General features: G+C 44.5%; 19 protein-coding genes. 6 read left to right on the top strand and 13 right to left on the bottom strand.

The annotated features are described in order from the left end of the window. Positions 1-61: 61 nt before the first annotated feature. Both QW597_07100 and QW597_07095 read left to right on the top strand, forming a co-directional pair. Positions 62-562: a hypothetical protein gene (locus QW597_07100; protein ID MEM0156346.1), complete on the top strand. Its 501-nt coding sequence runs from the start codon at positions 62-64 to the stop codon at positions 560-562. A 407-nt stretch (positions 563-969) separates the two neighbouring features. Beyond that, on the top strand, positions 970-2,286 hold the full coding sequence (locus tag QW597_07095) for an MFS transporter (protein MEM0156345.1): 1,317 nt from the start codon (positions 970-972) through the stop codon (positions 2,284-2,286). Between the two features lie 160 nt (positions 2,287-2,446). Here QW597_07095 and QW597_07090 read toward each other — a convergent pair whose 3' ends face one another. Next, positions 2,447-3,004, bottom strand: coding sequence for an isochorismatase family cysteine hydrolase (locus tag QW597_07090; GenBank protein MEM0156344.1), 558 nt, complete (start codon positions 3,002-3,004; stop codon positions 2,447-2,449). Positions 3,005-3,134: 130 nt separating this feature from the next. Here QW597_07090 and QW597_07085 point away from each other — a divergent pair, with 130 nt between their 5' ends. After that, on the top strand, positions 3,135-4,664 hold the full coding sequence (locus QW597_07085) for an amidohydrolase family protein (protein MEM0156343.1): 1,530 nt from the start codon (positions 3,135-3,137) through the stop codon (positions 4,662-4,664). Positions 4,665-4,811: 147 nt separating this feature from the next. After that, the gene (locus QW597_07080) at positions 4,812-8,855 is read left to right on the top strand and encodes a YncE family protein (protein ID MEM0156342.1); all 4,044 of its coding nucleotides are present in this window, start codon (positions 4,812-4,814) and stop codon (positions 8,853-8,855) included. Positions 8,856-8,976: 121 nt separating this feature from the next. On the opposite strand, the gene QW597_07075 is transcribed toward QW597_07080, so the two are convergent. The 3 genes from QW597_07075 to QW597_07065 form a co-directional block, all read right to left on the bottom strand. Continuing rightward, positions 8,977-9,489: a hypothetical protein gene (locus tag QW597_07075; protein MEM0156341.1), complete on the bottom strand. Its 513-nt coding sequence runs from the start codon at positions 9,487-9,489 to the stop codon at positions 8,977-8,979. Positions 9,490-9,702: 213 nt separating this feature from the next. Continuing rightward, positions 9,703-9,879 (bottom strand): DNA-directed RNA polymerase subunit K, encoded by a 177-nt coding sequence (locus QW597_07070; GenBank protein MEM0156340.1) that lies wholly within the window; start codon positions 9,877-9,879, stop codon positions 9,703-9,705. 277 nt (positions 9,880-10,156) lie between these two features. Next, a complete protein-coding gene (locus QW597_07065; GenBank protein ID MEM0156339.1) occupies positions 10,157-10,750 on the bottom strand; it encodes a hypothetical protein in 594 nt (197 codons plus the stop codon). A gap of 347 nt (positions 10,751-11,097) precedes the next feature. Here QW597_07065 and QW597_07060 point away from each other — a divergent pair, with 347 nt between their 5' ends. Continuing rightward, the gene (locus QW597_07060; GenBank protein MEM0156338.1) at positions 11,098-11,427 is read left to right on the top strand and encodes a Rieske (2Fe-2S) protein; all 330 of its coding nucleotides are present in this window, start codon (positions 11,098-11,100) and stop codon (positions 11,425-11,427) included. A 428-nt stretch (positions 11,428-11,855) separates the two neighbouring features. Here the strand turns inward: QW597_07060 and QW597_07055 are convergent, their stop codons facing one another. The 4 genes from QW597_07055 to QW597_07040 form a co-directional block, all read right to left on the bottom strand. Continuing rightward, positions 11,856-12,365, bottom strand: a complete 510-nt coding sequence (locus QW597_07055; GenBank protein ID MEM0156337.1) for a DUF4382 domain-containing protein — start codon at positions 12,363-12,365, stop codon at positions 11,856-11,858. Positions 12,366-12,659: 294 nt separating this feature from the next. Further along, positions 12,660-13,538 carry a PhzF family phenazine biosynthesis protein gene (locus QW597_07050; protein MEM0156336.1) on the bottom strand — a complete coding sequence of 293 codons (879 nt, stop codon included), beginning with the start codon at positions 13,536-13,538 and terminating at the stop codon, positions 12,660-12,662. A gap of 226 nt (positions 13,539-13,764) precedes the next feature. Then, on the bottom strand, positions 13,765-15,033 hold the full coding sequence (locus QW597_07045; protein ID MEM0156335.1) for an MFS transporter: 1,269 nt from the start codon (positions 15,031-15,033) through the stop codon (positions 13,765-13,767). 269 nt (positions 15,034-15,302) lie between these two features. Then, positions 15,303-15,494, bottom strand: coding sequence for a DUF5320 domain-containing protein (locus QW597_07040; protein ID MEM0156334.1), 192 nt, complete (start codon positions 15,492-15,494; stop codon positions 15,303-15,305). A 120-nt stretch (positions 15,495-15,614) separates the two neighbouring features. On the opposite strand from QW597_07040, the gene QW597_07035 reads away from it, so the two are divergent. Next, positions 15,615-16,121: a PadR family transcriptional regulator gene (locus QW597_07035; GenBank protein MEM0156333.1), complete on the top strand. Its 507-nt coding sequence runs from the start codon at positions 15,615-15,617 to the stop codon at positions 16,119-16,121. 104 nt (positions 16,122-16,225) lie between these two features. Here QW597_07035 and QW597_07030 read toward each other — a convergent pair whose 3' ends face one another. The 5 genes from QW597_07030 to QW597_07010 all read right to left on the bottom strand — a co-directional run. Then, complete coding sequence (locus QW597_07030) at positions 16,226-16,801, bottom strand: histidine phosphatase family protein (protein ID MEM0156332.1); 576 nt, start codon at positions 16,799-16,801, stop codon at positions 16,226-16,228. Positions 16,802-16,923: 122 nt separating this feature from the next. Then, complete coding sequence (gene metG / locus QW597_07025) at positions 16,924-19,038, bottom strand: methionine--tRNA ligase (protein ID MEM0156331.1); 2,115 nt, start codon at positions 19,036-19,038, stop codon at positions 16,924-16,926. A gap of 265 nt (positions 19,039-19,303) precedes the next feature. Then, positions 19,304-19,918 carry a hypothetical protein gene (locus QW597_07020; protein ID MEM0156330.1) on the bottom strand — a complete coding sequence of 205 codons (615 nt, stop codon included), beginning with the start codon at positions 19,916-19,918 and terminating at the stop codon, positions 19,304-19,306. Continuing rightward, positions 19,919-20,518: a hypothetical protein gene (locus QW597_07015; protein ID MEM0156329.1), complete on the bottom strand. Its 600-nt coding sequence runs from the start codon at positions 20,516-20,518 to the stop codon at positions 19,919-19,921. Between the two features lie 42 nt (positions 20,519-20,560). Further along, positions 20,561-20,844: hypothetical protein (locus tag QW597_07010; GenBank protein ID MEM0156328.1), on the bottom strand; the 284-nt coding region annotated here is incomplete at its 5' end.

Here is a 20,844-nt window from a genome sequence, read left to right as displayed (position 1 = left end):
AAGTATTATTAAATAGCATTAGATGTATGCTATATCATCTATAACAAAGGACTGGTTTTGAATGCGTAAAAAGATAGCTCTGATAGGGCTTGCAATATTTGTTGTCGGCATTGTTCTTGTTGGTGTATCCTTGGCCGGAACATTTTCTCTTACTCATACAAATGGAACCGTAAATATTGTAACAACAGGAGAATGGGACAGCGGTGAGATAAACGTTTCATCTGGCGGTCTGCTCACCGTAACTACCTCGGCCAGCACCAATTATGGGCTTGTCAAAGCGGCCGATCTTTCATCGGTTTCACCTACAACATTAAGCTCCATTGCAGTGAAATCCAATACATCTACCTCAGCGGCATCTCACCAAATACTAACCTACCAAGGCCTCAACGGTTCATATTATTTCGTTGTTTTCGCGTCTTCTACTCCCTCCATACTGATTGCCTATATCACAGATTTTTCACAGGAAATCGTGTATGCCCTGATCTTGCTTCCAGGCGGTGCAATGGCGGTCATCGGTTTCATAGTTGGCATAGTGGGGGTAATCCTCAAAAAGAAACCTTAGCGTGAGAACTGGCAGATCGAGTGTAAATTTGGAGCAAAAGCGTGCAGCGATCTTTAACGTTTCATTTTAACTATTTTTGTGACTCATAAAAATACCCAATAATAATACAAGTAACTTCGTCTGGCTTCGCGCATCGTCTAAACCCAATGCCAGCAAATCGTCAAATACTTCTGATTCACTGAATGTTGCGGATTGCGATCAAGGGGACCGAATACCTTTAGCAAATCCTGAAGTGAGCCGAGATAAGCGCCATTTTTATTTCTGTGTTCCGAATAACGGTTTTTTCTGGAATTTAGTTGTTATGCCCATCTTTGAATATGGGTGGTGCCAAGCGCGAACATCCGATTTTCCCACCACCCTTGAGTTCCGTATAAGCAGAACGTGATCGGAAAGCGGAGCCGAACACAGTGAGACAGCGGGAAACCAAAGAGAAATATTTGACCTCAAGATACCTGTTTCTATTGTTCAGCGACTCCCAAGAAAAGATAGACTCGTCCTTCAGGTTCCTTCTCATTTCGAGATCAGCCAGAAGTATGTCTCTGGTTTTTGTAACGCTTGCTTTCTCGCTTTATCTTAATACACTGGGATATAGCCTCGTTTTCATTGGCCTGATCTATGTTCTCATCGTGCTTTTCAACATGTTGTTTTCTCTCTGGCTGGGTTTTCTCGGAGACAGGCTCGGGTATAGCCGGATACTTATCTTTGGCGAGATCTTGCCACTTTTTGGCCTGGCTGGGTTAACCATTTCGACAAATGTCTACGTCATTGCGGCTTCAGCAATGATGGCAGGGATAACCGGGACAGCGGGTGGAATGAGAGGTGCCTTTTCTCCTGGGTCAACGGCATTCATTGCCAGCAACTGGCCAAATGAAGTAAATAGAGTTACAAAGCTTGCCAACATGACTGTAGTAGCTTCTCTCTCTTCCATTGTGGGCGGGTTATTGCTGATTTCGCACGGTTACTTGACGCCATTTTTGGGATCGATAAACACCTTCCGTCTTCTGTTCGGAGTCTCGTCTGTCCTAATCCTTATTTCGCTTATCGCGCTACTCTTCCTGAAAGAAAGGCGTAGGCCGAGAAAGACCAGCAAAGTAATGAAAAGGAAGAGCTTTTCCTACCTTCTTAGGATAATATTGGCCAATGCAGTAAATGGTGCCGGGATCGGGATTGCTATTCCTCTACTTCCTCTCTGGTTTGAAATCAGGTTCGGCATTTCAACTTCATACGTAGGCTATATTTTCACCATAGCTTATGCAGCAACCGCGTTAGGATCATTTCTGTCCGGAAGGTATCTTAACACCACAAAAATAAGTGCTATCTCGGTTTCTGCAACAACAAGGCTGTTTCAGGGGGTGCTCCTGGTCGCAATTGCCTTTTCTCCGCTGGCTATGGTTGCCCTATCAGTTTATGCGCTTAGGAGCGCTGTGGCGGGATTAGGAACACCGATGAGAAGCGCTATTAGTGTCAGGGGAATAGGAAACGAGGATTACGGAACCGCTTCCAGTATTCAATCGGTTGCAACAAGAGCCTCTCAGAGCACCTCAGGTCTGTCCGGATACTTGATGGACGTTTATCTGCCCTCTACCCTCCTAATTGGCGGTGCGCTACAGGCTGCCGGATCCATGGTATATTACTGGCTCATAAAGGGATGGGAGAGGCAAAACAATACCTCTGGAGAAGAAGGCTCAAAAAGAGGACCTGGGCTCGCAGACGGACAGAAATAAGGCATGTAATTCTGGCGGTAGACTCAGTAATTTTTTCACAGAACAAAGAAACGTTAACTGAATGTTAGGAAGGCCCACGTTAATCATTTTGAAAGAGTGTTAAATGATGCATTGCCAGCAGATGCTGGCCAAAAACCTCTCTTTTAAAGAAATGTTGATATCATGCCCTCAGAGTCTTGATGAGACCATCAGTCTTTATCACGGGCATAAGCTTGGCCATATTCTTCAGGCTCCTCTCATGTGCTTCTTTATCGCTGGATGATACACCATCCTCGACGATTACCGGCAGGTATCCGAGATTCTGGGCATGTCTCGCAGAGGTCTCGATACCCATCTCGGTTGCAATTCCAGTAAAAATGAGAGTCTTGATACCTGCGTTCCTTGTCATTAGCTCGAAATTTGTTCCTATGAAAATGCTAGCTGTGTTCTTGTTCAGCACAATATCCTCGCTTGCAGGGCGTATTTCGTCAGGTATATCGCCAGGCTGGAACCTGCTGAATCCCGCTGCCCTCCTGATCGGCGACTCAAACTTCTCTGGCAGCGGAGTAATTTTAGTGTAAAATACAGGAATGGGTAGTTTCCTTGCTTCAGCCAATAACTTCTTCACATTTCCAAAAAATTCGTCTTTGTTGAAAATTCTTGAAATTAGGGCCTCCTGAACATCCCATACGATAAGGGCACTTCCCTCTTTCCTTATTAGTTTTTCATAATTAGGCATCATAACACTTAATATCATCTGTTACGAAAAACCTTTGCGTAATCACAGTATGAATGTGGAATGCTGGCCCTTATACGTGTGGGTTGGATCGGAGACAGAATTTAATCTTCTTGTTTTCGTTACGACGCTAATGAAGTATATTGTAACTGCCCGGATCATATACATTTCTTTCAATCCCAGGAGATCATGTGTGGCAATGGGCATCGAAGACGGCGTTGTCCGGGCCACCGGAAACCTCGAGGAAGTCAAGGAGAAAATGGGCAATGTCACGGTTAATGAGTACCCAGACCTGGTGATCATGCCTGGTTTCATCGATGCGCACATGCATCTTGACGATTTTGGAAAATACCTCTCAATAATCGATCTCAGGGGAATAACCTCTATTGAGGAGATGAAGTCTAAGATCTCCACTTCAGTTAATGGTAATGGATGGATACTTGGACACGGCTGGGACCAAGATCTTTTCTCCGAGAAAAGGTGGCCTGTACGTGACGATCTGGACAGTGCGCAGAGCGTCATGCCGGTATTCCTTAGCAGGGTTGATCTGCATTCCGCGGTGATTAATAGCGTGGCCCTAAGAGAAATGAACCTTGAGGAAAAATTTGCAGATAATCCGAACCTAGTGAGGGATTCGCGTGGAAGGATTACGGGTGTGTTAAGTGAAGAAGTCTTTGGCTACGCTGATGACTGGATCAAGGATCATACGCCTGAAAGGAGGTGGGAAGTAATGCTTGAAAATGCCGAGTCTGAAGCCAACAAGCTTGGTGTAACAGCAGTGGGATTCATGAGTTGCACCTCTAGGATGTATTCTAACCTCCTGAGACTCAAGGCGAAAGGGCGGCTTTCACTGAGAATTCACGCCTATATTTCTTCCGACGATTTTTCAGAACTGGAATATTTCGGAGGGGATGAATTTTTGAAAATCTCTGGCGTCAAAGCTTTCGCCGATGGATCACTCGGCTCTAGAACTGCCCTGTTATCGTTCCCATACAGAGATGACGTGAAAAACCATGGGCAACCCCGAGAAAGCAGAGGGGCCATATTTAGTAACGGAAAACTTGCCGAAAAGCGTGGGATGGATATTGGTACACATGCCATTGGCGATCTTGCGCTTGACATTGTACTTTCAGTGTACGAAGAACTTGATCAGAGACATAGGATCGAACACGCTTCACTTGTCCGAAAGGACCAACTATCAAAAATAAAAGAATGTAATGCCATCCTCGTTATACAGCCCCATTTCATCATGACGGACTTCTGGACCCTCAACCGCATAGGAGAGGATAATGCGGGGATTGCCTACCCCTTCAATACAATAATGATGCACGGGATCCAGATTGCGATTTCTACAGACTGCCCGGTGGAGAATCTAAATCCATGGGAAACCGTTTATGCGGCAGTAACGAGAGGTTCAAATGAAGGCATACCCTTGGGCACGGCCTCCCGAGAAGAGAGCCTGACAATTGAACAAACTCTGGATGCCTACACACAGGGAGCCGCTGCAGCTTTGAGAAACACGGATATAGGCGCCCTTCTCGAAGGGAAATTGGCAGACTTCATAGTTTTAGATAAGGACCCGCTAACAGTAACTGAAAGGGAACTTCTGCACATCAGCGTTAAAAGTACCTGGGTCAACGGAAAGCGGGTATGGCCTAATTGACCTTATATTTTTCCTAAATTTACCACCATAAGAATTAGTCAGAAGATTGTGATCAAGTGAAAGCCCACGCATATTCTTTATTTTACATATTTGAAAATCATAATTCGGTGAAAACAACATTTATTAGTTAGTTGTTGTTTTATGTGCGTGCTCAATAAAAATAAAAAGATCTTTGCTTTTTTTATCGTATCGGCGATGATATTTTCAGGTTTTGCTATTGCCTTCAGCGGATCAGTTAATTTAAGAATAGATAGTGGAAATGCAAAGGTTGCCTCTGTTCCCCAGAATAGCCAGATTGGACAATATCCAGACGGAAACAATTCGCAAGGAGGAGCATACGATCCCTATAACCAGGAGTTGTACGTGACAAATTATTTCAGCAACAATGTTACCGTGGTTAATGCCTTTTCAGGTATTTCTGTCGCTAACATCAGCGTCGGAAAAGAGCCTCAAGGAATAACGTACGTGCCATACAACCACGAACTCTATGTGGAAAACTATGGGACGAGTAATATAAGTGCAATAAGTTCCGCCGACAACAATGTGGTCGCAACCATCAGCCTTCCGGGCAGTCCGCAGTTCAGTGCGTATGACCCACAGAATCAGGCACTTTATGTTTCTGGATTGCAGGATGGTGTTGGCGTAATCTGGGTCCTGAACGTTACAACTAACGGCAATATTTCGACAATAAATTTGCCGCTACTTAATGCAATCCCGTATGGACTTGCGTTTGACCCCTACAATGGCTATATATATGTTACCGATAATTATAACAATTATGTTTACGTACTTTCTCCTTCAGGAACCGTCGTTGATACTATCGATACAGGACAGGGACCATATGGAATTGCCTTAGATCCCGTGAATAAGATGATGTATGTTTCCGATAATGACATTAATTCAAAGATATATAGATACCCTAAAGAATTTAACATCACCATAATAAATACAAACACGAATAGCCCCGTAAAGAGTGTTGTCCCAGGATCCTACCCCGAGGGGGTAGCGTATGACCCTGTGAATGGATACATATACGTAGCGAATTCAGGATCGGCGAATATATCTGTCCTTAATCCCACTACTGAGTCTATAATACAATCCCTGCCAGCTAGAGTGCAAACTCAGAACGGATCGAGTGCCATAGTTTATGATCCAGTGCTGCAACAGATCGTTTCCGTGAATGATATCGCAACCATCGACACAACACTGAATTACAACAGTGCTGGAGGCTTTGCGAGCCAATTTCTGAGTTCTCCCCCATCACGGTCTGTTGCCTATGACCCGATGAATCATCTTCTATATGTTGGAGATAGTTCCAGCAACGCTGTGGGTGTTTATTCATTAAACGGGGAACTTGTAACTTCCATAGCAACGGCCGGAGATATTTATTCTGTTATATACGGAAATAATACCATATTCGCGGCAGCCTATAGCACTAGCCAGGTAGTCCTTATAAATCCAGAGACGAATACTGTGACAAATACAGAGAGCTTAAAATATTCAAGCCCAGACGGGCTTGCCTATGACAGCCGCAATAATACCCTTTTCATCGCTTTTCCAAACAACAATATAGTGGGTGTGATGAACCTAAGCACTTACAAAATTGTGAAGTCTCTTGGGGTAGGTGAGGAACCTGCGGCACTGACGTACAGCAATATTACAAACCAAGTCTATGTCGGGGAATATGATGGCAATATTCACATAATAAATGCAAGCAGCTATGTGAATATTTATCCGAATTTTATTGGAGGATCTTATCCTTCCCAGGTAGTGTATGATCCTTACACTAATTCAATTTATATAGCCAATAGCGGGAACGATAGCATGTATATTATAAGTGTTCCCGAGATAAACTACAGTGTATCTGGCAATACACCATTTTACGCCATACCCCTTGGAAGCCCACAACAGAGCATTTTACTGAATCCATCAAATGGGCTTATATATATAATGCAGTCAGGCACGCATAATGTTACAATATTCAACCCTCTTTTAAATGAAACCGTCGGATCGATAAATTCTCCCGCGCTGTCTGGTGCGGGACTAATGACATATATACCTGGTGCTCAGATAATCCTGGCAGCGGATTCCACAGGCGTGGAGGAAATTTCTCCAGCGCAGACTTACAATGTGGCGGTTGAAGTTGGAAATCTCGTACCAGCCGGAAACACCTGGAATGTGCAGATTCAGCCTTCACTGGATAGTGCAATGGCACAGGTTTACAGTTCCACACAGCTATCGAACCAGTCAATAAACCTCCCACTTCCGAACGGCACCTATGACCTGAACATCTCCACAAATTATGGCGGAGTACATTCTATTCATGGGTATTTCGTTGTTAATGGATCCGCAAAGACTCTACTGTTCTATGAACAATTTAGGATTTATTTCAATGAGACGGGCCTTCCGTCAGGAACAGAATGGTCCATTACAATCGGAGGAGGGAAATATTCGTCTGTCTCAAATAGTACGGAATTAAATCTGTCGCCGGGAACCTACGAGGCAATCATCTCAGGGTCGGCTGGATTTGAGCCTTACCCCTCAAGCCTCCTTCTGACGGTCTCACATGCCAACATTTCCCAGGGCGTTTACTTCCAGTCACCGCAGAATCAGACATTTGGTGCAGTCAGCAGCACAATCGGCCTTTATAACGGCGGATCATATGCTGGAGATTCATTTATTCCTGTGACCCCCTCAACCTTTTCATTTTATGGTGCATATGATCCTGCTCTCGGGATCATGATCATACCGGTTGCAGGGGCTTCGGAGGCATTTGTTCAGGTCTACAACACTTCAGAAAACCAGGTTCTTTATACTAATACCCAGCCTGGGAACTTTTCTTTTACAACGTATGACCCAACTGCAGCATATTTTGATCCAAGCAATTCGATGTTTTATGTGGTCGATAGTTACTACAACATAGTTGCCTCAGTTTTCCCAAATAATTTGACCATTGAAAACGCAGTACATTTGCCAGGTAAACTGACACCCCTTATAAGCGGCATCGGCGATGAGATATATGTTGCCAATTCAACAGGAACAGTCTTTGGCGTCAACGTTAATACTGGCAGCGTACAGGACTTCAATGTTAATCTCAGCCTGTATGCCACCGTGATGTTACCTTATAACAAGGACCTGTTCATGCTGAATAGCACTGGAAACAGTTTAATTGAGCTCAATACCTCCACTGGAACAGTCAGCCAGTATGATTTCACCAATGGCTTCAGCGCTTTCCAGGTCATTGCTGGTCCCCCGGGGACGCTCTATATCTCCAGTATGAACGCGCAATTTGTGCAGGTATTCAATGAGAGCACTGATAAAGTTACAGCCTCCATAAACCTTGTCAGCAGCCTAGGTGGGAAAGAGTATTCTGGAAACATCGTTACCGGCGGAGTTTATGATCCATTCAACGGATATATGTACTTTAGTTCGGCGGCAGCACCCTCTATACTCACTTTTGGAAATTTTACGATCTACGACCCGGAATCCGGAAAAGTTATTGGAAGCTTCCCTGGCCTAAATGCCTCCTCCTCCATTTCCTTAATCCTTGACAACGCAAACCAGAAGATATATGCTGTGGCCTTAGCGGGAGATACTTTGACAGTGATATCACCACAGACGTATTACAGCGTTACGGTGAAGGAAAAAGGGCTTCCTGCAGGGACCTCATGGACATTGAAACTGAGCAATGGCCAGACCTTTACCACCACAGGAACTTCCATTACGTTCTCGGCTGAGAACGATACAGAATATGCTTACATACTGATCAGCGGGAATTCCTCTTTCGGAGGTACCCCGGGATCATTCACGCTCAGTGGTGGATCAGGTACTGTTCAGGCCAGTTTCAGCCTGCTCAAGTATACAGTTGACATAAAGGAAACAGGCCTTCCCTCCAGAACAAAATGGTTTGTGAACATAAGTGGCACAATATACAACTCCACTACCAATGAACTGGCGGTGCAACTTCCTAACGGCACCTATTCATACACTGTCAACGGGGTATCCGGTTACACTATTACTAACGCTACTGGCAATATAGCAGTGAAAGGAGGGGCAACCATTTACGTGAAATTCAGAAACACATCCAGCCTGCCTTTTATTGATATTGCGATCATTGGAGGTGTAGCAGCCGCCGTTGCCATTGCCGCAATTGCAGTTTACTTGGCCAGGGGACGTAAAAATAGGAAGTGACCAAAGAAATCTCACTCCTTCCTAACCTATTTTTGCACTTTATCCGAAGTTCACGGTAAGAGGGAAATTTTTATTCTGCAGATCATAAGCACACGTTACCATGCGTGAGCAATTCCAGAACTTACTGTTTACTGAACTGAATCAGCCAGTTAACCCTCCATGTCTTACCACAGTCAGTCGAGAATGCCTGTTCCCACCTTGGGTGTCTAGAAGTGCCGATTTCCCACCTAGATCTTGCCATGACCTGCTGACCACGGTATGTGTCGCGCCCGAAGAAATCTCCTGTGTTATCAAAGAATTTCCCCATGCGGGGAGGGCTTACCTGAAGATTGCCCGGAGAGAAAAAATAGATTGCCCAGATCTTGGTTGCAGCATCATATATCCTTACAGCTGAACCGGTATGGTCACCTTCAGGATCATGGAATACTGTCTCATCCATGTTTCCCTTACCATTCCACAGTGTCCGTGCTTCAGTAATGCTGTCAAATTCGACCCATTCTTCTGTTTCTGAGGGATAATTTTTGATCTTCCTGTTTTTCCCTAACCATGTTCCTACAAAGAAGTCAAAGGTGTTCTGTTCCTCAGCTTTAGATCCTTCTTTGTTTGAGAGGTCTACCTTCCTCTTTGGAGTCATGTTCTCCTTTTTTGAAGTGAATTTTGGTTATTAATCACTCGCATTTACTACCTCCACCCGTCACGAGCAGAATTGATTCATGAACTGTTAGTCTTAGAAATAAAGGCTAACAAAATCATTCCATTCATCTGGCTTATTCCAAAATTCAATGTGAATGTAGAACCATTCCTGATCTGTCAACTCGCATAAAAAAAAGATGGGTGAAAAAAAAACTTATTTCTCTGCCTTCCTTATGGTTATAGGTATCACATTGTTTTCGAATTCAAGTATTGCAATATCCACTGGATCAACCATAGTGTTTGGTACATCAATTATAACAGGGGCTCCCATCGATATTTGAAGTGCCCTAGCGCCAATAATCCTTGCTTTTTCAAATTTTGTGAGAGTCATGAGAATCAAAGAAGTCAATGGTAAATTAATCCCCATATAATAAATTTTTCAATATATAAATATATTCACAATTTACCTTATGTGCCATGTAACCAGACTCTGTTAACCGTGGTTGATGCAAAAAAAGAGAGTGTACAACCTGTTAAACGTTAAGTAGACCCGCTTTAAGCATATTCGCTGGATCCGAGAGAATACGATAAGCATAATTGGCATCGTCAGGTAATTAGGTGTAAGTAACCTCTTTTGGAGCATGGTTAACGCATATACACAGTTGATCTCAATTATTTTGTTTATAGGGCCTGATCTCAGATCTTCTTGGCGTCACCAGGGCAATTATCACCAAGAAAGCTCCTATTTTAAGCGTGATATTGAAGATATACCCTCTCGCAGAAGGCATCTGAGGGTATCCGTCCCCAAGCCATGCCATCCAGCCCATTAAAAACAAGAGAAACGCGACCATTGTGACTTTGTCCAGCTTCCAGGTTGGAAACGACAAAAAACCAACCAAGAGCCAGCTCAAGAGAATCACTTCAGATGTCAGATTATCGGTGAATGCTCCAGAGATCGCAAATGAATTCTGCCATAGTATCTCGAAAAAAATTACCCAAAGGAAAGGAACACCCGTTGCGTAAGGTAACGAAAGAAGTTGGAAATGCCTGAACCAATAAATAGACAGAAAGAAGGACAGGATGGCAAGCGAATATGTCAATGGGAAGAGGGTGTCTTGATCAAACGGAGAAATCGCGGATCTGAATGCAAAGCTCAGCGTACCGGTGGAAACGTTGACAATGAAGAATATGGCCAGTGCGGAAATCAGGTATAATAAATATGTCAATCTGCCTGCATAAAGCTCTTTATCCCTAATGACCATGTTTATTCCTCCCCTGTATTGGTTTTCTTTTCACTATCAAGGATAATATTTGTAAGTCAGCCCTGTTTTTAACTTTCCTGTTCTCTACAACTGTATCCCTTTCCGAGGCGTAGAAAAGCGGAGCGCTGATGTGAAAAAACTTCCATCGTAAAATTTATTTTTCCATCTAGAGAAATATTACTGCATGTCGAGCAACACCCAGACTCTATGGGTGGTTATAGATCAAGAATGACACATAAGTAATCATAGCATATTCGCTGCTCATAACTGCTGAGGATTCCTTTCTTGAGTCTCTGGTGCGCTTAAATCCACGGCAAAGGTTATTATTGGACTCGCATGACGTCATTATGAGCTGGCACAGGACAATTTCCGTGAAGGCGATTGAGAAGGCGAAAGGAGCAAGCGTCAAAATTGGCAATGACGTGATTTTCATTGCAAAAATTGGCGCATCTCTTTACGCAATAGATGGCGTATGCTCCCATGCAAAATGCATACTGGGAAGCGTGGAGGCCGAAAGCAGAAAGGTGAAATGTTTCTGCCATGACGCAGAGTTTGATCTCAAGGATGGAAAAATGACCACGCCACCTTTTGTTGCGCCCAACGCTCCAATGGATAAACTCGGCCTCAGGACCTTCCCCGCAAGGGAGGAGAATGGCTTTATCGAAGTTGATCTTTGATTTGGAGAAATATACTGACCGGACAGGTAGTGCTTCCTGCATCTGAAACACAACTTCCTGCCAGATGCATCAACATTCAGCCAGATCACCATATGGCTGTCCAGGTATAGTCTGTCAGCGTCTGATGCCCCAGTAACAAACATTCGCTGAGTCTGTAAAAGGACATTACTCCAGGTCTTCACACGCTTAAGCATATTCACGTATACTGCTTTCTGAAAATGCATCTTGATGGGTGGTCTATCTTTGGCATCCAATCGCACATATGCAATTTCGGGTCTCATCAAAATTTTTTTTATTTATTCAGAAAAAGTTACCTGGCAAAAAAAACGTGAAGTTCGAGCCCGTTGATCATTGAAAGAAATGGAAAGAACGTCTTATTTTCCTATCGCAGATTAGAGAGGAAACACTGTGGCATAACCGTCGTTACATCATGAAACGGTTATCCCAACGTATGGCGTAAATACTCTAGACTGCAGGTTTATGTCGTTGATCAGATTGAAATCTATATGCACCACAGTTGTCGAATGTGCAGACACCGTGAATGGGTGGTTTACAAATGCGAATGGCGCGGATAAAATCAATGAAATGTTGATGCCAAGCACAGTAACGTTCACTGATGAGATGTAGAGCCGAATCATGGTAAATGTCTGGGCTGAAAGACTGACTGATTTCAGCAGGCTCGCATTGGTTGTATCGAGATTCAATATGTTGACCGTAGTTTTTCCAGTTGTAAAGTTCACCCACCCGGAAGCGTTTCCGTGAACAGCAACAGCACTGAATGTCACATATACCGCGTTTACGTTTGTCAGTGGAGTGTCTTGAACGTACACATTCATTACGCCTTTGTTATAGTATTGAGAGAAATATACATAAGCGCCAGCCGAAATCACCAATGCAGAGATGACTACAGCAATGGCAGTCTTAGATGATTTGCTCATAGTTAAAACTATATTGATAAAATATTAGTTGATTGTGGTACAATTAAAGAAATAAATCCAGCACACGTAATGTGATCAATCAACGCCAGAAGACATTCACATCATAAGTAAGAACAGGGGCCTGATAGAATGTATCACACTGGAAGGCGGAAAGTATGTCCAAAATTAAGTTGTTCAGATAAATTTTCAAGGTCATTGTCCATAAAACTTTTATTGCATGGATAACGTCTCATAGCCCCCTGGACTAGGTGTTTACTTACTTTAAGGACTACAGACTTGGGATCTTCTGACTCGTCAGATGCTTATGATCCCCTCTCCGATCTTGAAACATTTACCAGCGACCTTTATGGACCTTATTTCATCTCCTGCTTTTATTCCCCTTATCCTGATTCTGCTGGGCCTCCTGATCTCGCTACCCTGCTCTATCCATACCGATTTTGATGAACCGACAATATCATATTTGAGCAGATAGGCAATCAGTGGTCCAGCGGCAGACCCTGTCGCCGGATCCTCCCCCTTTTCATATATCATTCTCGCATGGATCAGGTTACGCTTATCCTGGGTTTCAAATGAGTACAGGTAGAAGAACCTGGATTGGTGTGAGTGAAGGTAATTCACAGCTCTATCCACTGACATATGGAAATGGCTAAGATCTTCTAGCCTATTGAAAGGAACGAGCACGAATGAATTACCTGTTGACACTGTTTCCACGGGGAGATCGTCTCTTATCGAATCCGGATCTGCCCCAATCGCTTCTGCAACCATATCCTTGGAGTGAATTTCCCCGAACACGGGGTCAGGCTGGGTCATTTCACACAGTGTACCTTCCTCAAGATCATCAAACGTTATGCTGATCTTCCCGACTTTCAACCCGAGAGATACTTCCCGCGCTCCGCTGTTTCCACGCACCGCGAAAGCCGTTCCAAGAGAGGGGTGTCCAGCGAAAGGCATTTCTCCAGTCAGTCCAAATATTCTGGTTTTTATATTTTCCTCAACTGATGAGAATGCCTCCACGAAAGTGGTTTCTGAGTTCCCAAATTCTTGCGCAATTTTGTGCATGGAATAATCATCAAGGTCCTGAGAGCCAAGGACTACGGTCAGCGGGTTTCCCTCATAGGGCTTGTCCGCAAATACATCAACCCAATAGAACCTATGATCGCGGGTCCCCGACATATGAAGGCAAGAGATTCAAGACACATAATTTTTTTGTTTCCTCGAAGTGGCAGGAGTGGAGCCTCGAATGGATCACAACATTGGCTGGGGAAATCTCTGATAATTTAAGAAATATGAGGAACATTCGACCTGAAGAGTTAGTACGATATATATTGCTTATCAAATTGCCAGAAATCGCCTTTGCTCCTACTCTGGTGAATCCTGTGCACACAGATAATGAAACTGTTCACTTCACCATTGCAGTACCAAGGAATGTTGGCCTAAACCTGTAACTCCATATTGAAACAATGCCCACAGAAAGTATCAGGAGAAATGAGGTCAGTTCAAAGACTGACGCAAGGCCATACGTATATGAAAAATACCCACCAAGGTAACCGAAGATGGATGACCCGATCAGTTGGCTTGAGAAGAGAATTCCAAAGGAGGAACCGGAACTTCCTAATCTAGAAGATAGATCTCCCAGTTCAGAGTAAGTGGCAGGATATACAATCCCCAGGAAGAAACCGTTCAGTGCAAGAGAAATAGTCGACGGGAGGATGTTACCTGAAAAAAGTGCAAAGCTGAGGCAACTCATCCCAGATACAATATATGAAAGAATCAGTAATTTCATTCGCGACATCATCACTGTAAGTCTGCCTGTAACCAGAGCCCCGAAGAACGCAAATACTACCCATATTGCAATCAAGTCGTTGGAAAGCGAAATACTTAACCCTCTGTGAAAAAGTAGCAGGTTCCCGAAGTTTCCAAATACAGTATTTGTGGCACCAGTAATGAATGCCGTAACTACAAAGAACACGGGTATGTAGAGGAAATAGTTTCTTTTCTTTCCTGACTTCCATGTTTTCCTGCTTATTGATCGGATTTCTGGCAAATTCACTTCATCTACGTTAGTCTTTTTCCCCCTCTCTCTAACCAGGGAATCTCTACTAAGTGTGAACAGTGTGAAAATTACCGTCAGGAACTCTAATGCTGCATAAATAAGAAAAGGCCCAGTCCATCCAAGGATCAGGTAGAGGGGAGCAGAAAGCATGAATGAGAAAACCATGCCGAGATTACCGAAGGCACTCTCAATTCCCATAGATGAATCAAGCTGGTTTCCTGAATATGTCCTAGAAATCGCTGTGGCCCCTACCGGATGAAAGAAGCTTGAACCGATCCTCATGATGATTACGGATACCATCATCATCGCGAAGGTTCCGGAAATGGCAAATAGCACCATTGATACTGCCATTATTGAAATGCCAAGAGGAAGAAGCTTGCCGGGATCAAAACGTTGGGACGCCATACCAGTTAAAGGCTGGAATGCCACATTGATCATGTAACCTACGGCCACAAGTATACCGATGTAATACGTTTTAAAGCCAAAGGCTATTTCCATTGCAGGAAAGAGCGAAGCGATGAGAAAAGTTGAACTGTCGTTCACAAAGTGATTTAGAGAAATTATATAGAGCGTGCGGCTGGAGACTTTTCCTGAGGAGGTGATTTCTTCCGTCACCTGCACACTATCGTTACCCTGAGATAAAGAGTTGTTTTCAAACATGGAGATAGTTTGGGATTGGGCCTGAAACCAACTTATGGAGGCCGTTATCGATAGACCTGTTCAAACGGGTTGCCTATACTAAGATGACGAGCTTCCGGGAACCGTTAATAAAACCGTTAATTGTTAACCGGCACCTTCCTTCAAAAACGTGTCCTGATGCCTGAATACGTTCAATAAAATTCAGGAACTCAATAAATAAGTGGATTCTGTAGAACCCACCTTTCTTATTTCTCTAGCTCTGCAAGTCTGCCTTCAACATCTTTGAGCATAAACTCAAGGTGTCTCTTCCTCTCCTGCAGATATTTCTTCTTGTCCTCGGCGGTTGGTTCCCCCCAGTATTCTTCGGAGTACCCATGAGGACCCCTTCCATAGTGGCGGCCATGACAGCCGAATTCATCACCATAATATCCGTGCATTTTTTCACCTCAGTCCTGTTATGCGAGAGCTATTAATAAATATATCTATTGATATATCAAATGGGTCGCTAAAAGGAGATAGTTTATTAATATATCAACAGATATACACTCTGAATAAACATGAGAGAATATAGAGGTCGTCACGGGCCTCACGGTGGAGTATGGTTTGGCGGTGAGCCGAGCCCGAGACCTGGATGGATTAGGGGGAATTTTGGACTTGCGGTTCTTGAAACCCTTGATCGGAAACCCATGCACGGTTACGCTCTTATCCAGGAATTGCAGGGGGTGTATCGACGTCCAATCAGCCCAGGCCTGATCTACCCAACGCTCCAGACGTTGCAGGATATGGAGATGATCTCTCAACAGGAAGACGAAGGAAGGAAAATATACAGGATTACCGAAAAAGGCAGGGAGTACCTGAAGGAGAACAGGGAAGCAGTTCAAAGGATCAGGGAGGGGAGGCAGCAGGCAGAACTCATTGGGAAGTTTGACTTCCTTACTGACCTAATGGAAATTCGCGACGTTATAATCATGAACGCTGACAGGATAGATACAAAAAAGTCCCAGGATCTACGCGATGCGATCAATGAGGCAAAGAAAAGGGTTGGATCTATAATTTATAGCTAATCCCTGGAAGACATATATCCCTGGATCTGCAATTGCCGTGCTGCCTTTCATTTGCTGGTCAGGGCGGAAGGGAGAAAGTTTCCGGAAGAGTTAAGGCTAACGATCTAAAAGGAAATTTTCCAAATGATAATGCGACCATTATCTATTAATTCAGTAATATTTCCGTTATTAACGATCGGATAATCTCTTGATGGATCAATACTTGAAAGTATTGCCTTTATCGAACCGCCGTGGGTAACAATTGCTATGTTTCCATCGTGGACAGATATACAATAATTAAAGGCGCTCGCCACTCTTTTTCTGAATTCTTCCAGTGGTTCTGACCCCTCGATTGAGTCTGCATCCGGCATCAACCCTTCGAATTTCAATCCTGGATACTCACTTCTGATCTGTTCAATGGTTTTGCCGGAAATCTTCCCCAATCCACGTTCCCGTAGTGATGAAATTTGTGAGACTGGAATGTGAAGCTGACCAGAAATGTAATTCGCGGTTTCAACAGCCCTAGTCAGATCGGAGGAAAAAATAACCTCGACATTTGTTTCCTTCAATTTTAAAGCGGTTCTCATGGCTTGGGCCCTGCCAACATCGTTCAAGCCAGGGTTCAACTGTCCTTGCATGATGTGCATTGCATTCCATTCAGTCTCCCCATGCCTGACCAGATAGATTCTTCTCTCTTTCACCGAATTCAGGCTATCATCTCTAGATCACTAAAATAAGATCGCTTACGGAGCTTTGTGTGTGCCAACCGCAAGTTCTCATCCGTCAGGGTTCAAATCCCAACACCATGAAACCCCGGGAACACCTACTTCACCCTGCATCCGTCCATCACCTTTTCTGACACAAAAACGTATTCACTTGAAACCTGCAGATAACCCCTCTTCCCATCAACTGATGCCTGCACCCTGCATATTCCCGATGAACATTCAGCTTTCATGGAGTACCCATGGACTTCGTCAATGGTGATGATGCCCTTACCGTTATATGGATACCCGTTCACACTAACCGTACTGCCCTCAACAACTTGATCCGGGACGGCAAGGAGTTTCACGATATCCCCATTGTCGGCAGCAAGAAGCATCCCGTTGGAATCTTCCCCTCTAATGCGGGCTTTCTTTAGGTTCCTGACAACGATGATTTTCCTGCCAAGCAATTGATCTGCTGTGTAAAAATCCCTGAGGCCCGAAACTATCCTCGTTTCCGAGTCTCCGAATGAGACCCTTATCAGATACAGTTTGTCCGCGTTGGGGTGTTGTGATACTTCAAGTATCTTTCCCACAACGAGATCCATGCTATTTGGATTTGCTGCGGTAATGTCCATTTTCTTGAATGGTGGCTCCCCCTTTATTGGGTTATAAGTCCTTGTGGAGAATAATGATGGGGGTATCGATAGATTGCCAGATCCGATCATCTTTCTTATCAATTCAGAGGATGAAGGCGTGTATGGATAGATCATCATTGCGAGCGCTTCTGCAACGCCAAGGCTGACGTGAAGCTTTCTCAGGCAAGCCTCCCTGTCGTTCCTGATCAGATCCCAGGGCTTTGACCGGTTGAAGTAGGAATTTGCATACTTCACGAGATCAAGCCACTCCTGCAAACCCTTCTTAATCTGGACATCCTCCAGTGCGCGTTTCCAGGCCTCGAATCTTTCCACAGTATAATTGATCACCTGAACGTCCTCCGTGTCATATTCCCCAGCAGCGGTGACTTCAGGGAAATGGGATGCTGAGAATGAAACAATCCGGTTTACAAAATTTCCAAACTTGTCTATATACTCGGTGTTGACCCTGTCAACAAGTTCCTCCATTGAGAAGTTTGTGTCACCGCCCTCAGGAAGATTGCTTGCCATGTAGTATCTCAAATAGTCCTTCGGCACGATATTCAGGATCTCGTCCACAGTGAACCCGATTCCCCTGCTCTTTGAAAACTTCTCCCCCCTGAACCTCAGGTACTCATTGGCGACAACGCGATATGGAAGGTTAAGGCCCCCTTTCGCCATAAGCATCGCGGGCCAGATGATTGTGTGGAATTCAATGTTGTCCTTTCCCATGAAATTGTATATCGGCACTTGCTGATCCTGCCAGTAAGATTTCCATTCATCCGGCTCGTTTTTGCCTGAAAAATAAATCCGAGATGCCGAGATGTACCCTATCAGTGCCTCGAACCAGACATAAATTCTCTTGTGTTCATAACCATTTATAGGGATGGGCACTCCCCAATCTAAGTCCCGTGTGATGGGCCTCTCTTTCAGACCTGATTTGATGAAGTTCCTCGTGAAATTGATCACGTTAGGCCGCCAGTCTTTCTTGGTGTTGATCCACTCAAGCAGTTGATCCTGCAGGAGATCAAGCCTAAGAAAGAAATGGTTTGTTTCCCTGAATTCCGGTACAGTGCCGCATAGGGAGCATATCGGGTTGATAAGTTCTCTGGCGTCAAGCGTCTTGCCGCATTCATCGCACTGATCTCCGCGCGCATCCTTATAGCCGCAATTTGGACAGGTACCTACTATATATCTGTCCGGCATGAAACGTTCGCAGCCGGGGCAGTATGGGGCTATCATGCTCCGCTCAACGAGGTAGCCCTTTTTCAGGAGATCAAGGAAAAACTCCGATGTGGTCTCCGTATGCATGGGATCGGTGGTTCTTGAAAAAATGTCGAAGTTTATGTCCAGACTCCTGAAGGTGCTTAAATGTTCATTGTGGTAGAAATCTGCAATTTCCTTGGGAGATTTGTGCTCCTTATCAGCCTTTATTGTAATTGGCGTGCCGTATTCATCGCTGCCGGATATGTAAACAACCTCATTACCCATCATTCTCTGAAATCTAACGAATATGTCAGGGCCAAGATATGCCCCGGCAATATGCCCGAGGTGAAGTGGTCCGCTTGCATAAGGCAGAGCACAGTTAACAAGTATCTTCATTGAAGTATCAATAGGGAAAACCCGGATGTTATAAAAACTTAGGTGCAGGTGATGCTCCACCTCTCTTATTCCACGTGAGCTTTCCATTACCCCAGATGCATTAAAACTGTGAAGCCTCAGATATGATAACATCAGAAAATATTAGAAGTTCTAATTCAGGGGTACAAGCGATATTGGTTCTACCCGGGGCGACTGAACTCTGTGGATATCAAAATGATTGCTCCTCAAGGCGGGAATTCTACCACCAATCCTCATAAGAGTTGGTTCATTCAGTTTTCTGTTTAGATTCGCTGAGTCTTTTCAGGCCCTTCTCTATCCTCTTGTCCAGCTCCTCATCATTGAATGCAGTAACGGGATCACCGGGCTGGGTCCTGGATTTCTCATCCAGTTTTCTAGAGATTTCCTCATCCGACAGATTTGTGGCTTCAATGGCCTGGCTGGAAAGCGTATCGAGGAAATCCCCGAAATAGCCATCCATTTTCACCGACTCGTCAACTGCTCTGTCGATATCCACTCTCAGCGAAGTAGCCCATGTGGAGTTCATTTTCCCATTTCCCACCGCCTGCAGGAAGTCTTTCATCGCTGACGAGATCGAATTCATGATCGTCTGTTGCTCCTTGCTCATCTCCAGGTCTGAAATGATGAGCAGGAAGGATTTCGCCCGTTTTGCCTGTATCTCGAACTGAAGGCTCTTTGATGCAAAGTTCCTCGCAAGAGTCCTGTTATCAATTTTTGATGCCTCTGCGGCTTTCTGTTCAAAATTCCTTGACAACCTCTCACATTGCCCTGCATATTCCTCAGTCTTCTTCTTCAGTTCTGCCAGTTTTACCTTGAGCTTGAAATCTTTCTCCTCTTGGCTTTCTCTCTTCAGGAATGGCATTCAGTAGAGCACCTCTCTCTCGTTATCGCGTTCTGCTGATTTCACGTACACATCTATCGAAGTGCCGAGTTTATCCATCGCTTCTGCAATTTCTGTGTGATTTAGTGTCATACTCCTTATCTCCTGGTCTACTTCCGAAGTGAAGTGAGTATTCCGGACTGCATTGTCGACCTTCCTGATCAGAGAATCCCCGAGAATGCTCCGCGTCTCTGCCAGTGTCTTGACCAGATTCAAGAATTTAAACCTTGTCTCCAGCTCTTCGTACTGCACCCTCTTTGCATCAAGTCTTTTTTCCATTGAATCCAGTACGGCAGTTTTCAGTTTCTTCTCTTCGGAGCTTGCATCGCGGATCTCGGACCTGAGTCTTTCTATCTGCCCAATGAGATCTGTCTTGTCTTGTGTGGCTCTGTCCATAGCAACATAGAGCCTCTTTACGTCCCTGTCCAGTGTTCTGGCACCAGCCCTCTTGAGGTAAGACCTGTTGCCGAATCTGCTCCACAGAGAAAGAAATATCCTGGCACGATCCCTGTCAAACCCCACCTGTCTTAATTCACTCGAACCAAAATAACTCGCGTAGTCATTGCTTGTTTGATGGACCACTTCCTCTTTCTCCCTTGAACCCCTAAAAAGCGATATGAAGAGTCACCTCCCCCCAAACTCCTGGCTCCAGCTGGTGAATTTAGCCATCATGTCTTCTGTAACAACAGGTTTCACATTATTGAGGGCGGCCTCAAAATCCGCCTTTGTAAGGCTTGAGACGTGATATTTTGTCGTTCCGCTAGCAGGGTTGTTCTGCCCATCCTCCATGCTGTTTATGAGACTGGAGTTTGCTCTCCTGAGCATGTTGCGGATTGCCTCGTTGCACAGAAAGGACAGGTCTCTTCCGGAGAACCCCTCAGTTTTCTGGGCAAGCTGCAATAAATCGT

Source organism: Thermoplasmataceae archaeon (genome assembly GCA_038729425.1).
Lineage (GTDB): Archaea > Thermoplasmatota > Thermoplasmata > Thermoplasmatales > Thermoplasmataceae > B-DKE.
This window is presented reverse-complemented; position numbering and strand designations above follow the sequence as displayed.

Coding starts and splice junctions, on each gene's coding strand:
- QW597_07100 (MEM0156346.1), top strand. CDS start 62: ATGCGTAAAAAGATAGCTCTGATAGGGCTTGCAATATTTGTTGTCGGC.
- QW597_07090 (MEM0156344.1), bottom strand. CDS start 3,004: ATGCCTAATTATGAAAAACTAATAAGGAAAGAGGGAAGTGCCCTTATC.
- QW597_07085 (MEM0156343.1), top strand. CDS start 3,135: ATGAAGTATATTGTAACTGCCCGGATCATATACATTTCTTTCAATCCC.
- QW597_07075 (MEM0156341.1), bottom strand. CDS start 9,489: ATGACTCCAAAGAGGAAGGTAGACCTCTCAAACAAAGAAGGATCTAAA.
- QW597_07070 (MEM0156340.1), bottom strand. CDS start 9,879: ATGACTCTCACAAAATTTGAAAAAGCAAGGATTATTGGCGCTAGGGCA.
- QW597_07065 (MEM0156339.1), bottom strand. CDS start 10,750: ATGGTCATTAGGGATAAAGAGCTTTATGCAGGCAGATTGACATATTTA.
- QW597_07060 (MEM0156338.1), top strand. CDS start 11,098: ATGAGCTGGCACAGGACAATTTCCGTGAAGGCGATTGAGAAGGCGAAA.
- QW597_07055 (MEM0156337.1), bottom strand. CDS start 12,365: ATGAGCAAATCATCTAAGACTGCCATTGCTGTAGTCATCTCTGCATTG.
- QW597_07050 (MEM0156336.1), bottom strand. CDS start 13,538: ATGTCGGGGACCCGCGATCATAGGTTCTATTGGGTTGATGTATTTGCG.
- QW597_07040 (MEM0156334.1), bottom strand. CDS start 15,494: ATGCACGGATATTATGGTGATGAATTCGGCTGTCATGGCCGCCACTAT.
- QW597_07035 (MEM0156333.1), top strand. CDS start 15,615: ATGAGAGAATATAGAGGTCGTCACGGGCCTCACGGTGGAGTATGGTTT.
- metG (MEM0156331.1), bottom strand. CDS start 19,038: ATGAAGATACTTGTTAACTGTGCTCTGCCTTATGCAAGCGGACCACTT.
- QW597_07020 (MEM0156330.1), bottom strand. CDS start 19,918: ATGCCATTCCTGAAGAGAGAAAGCCAAGAGGAGAAAGATTTCAAGCTC.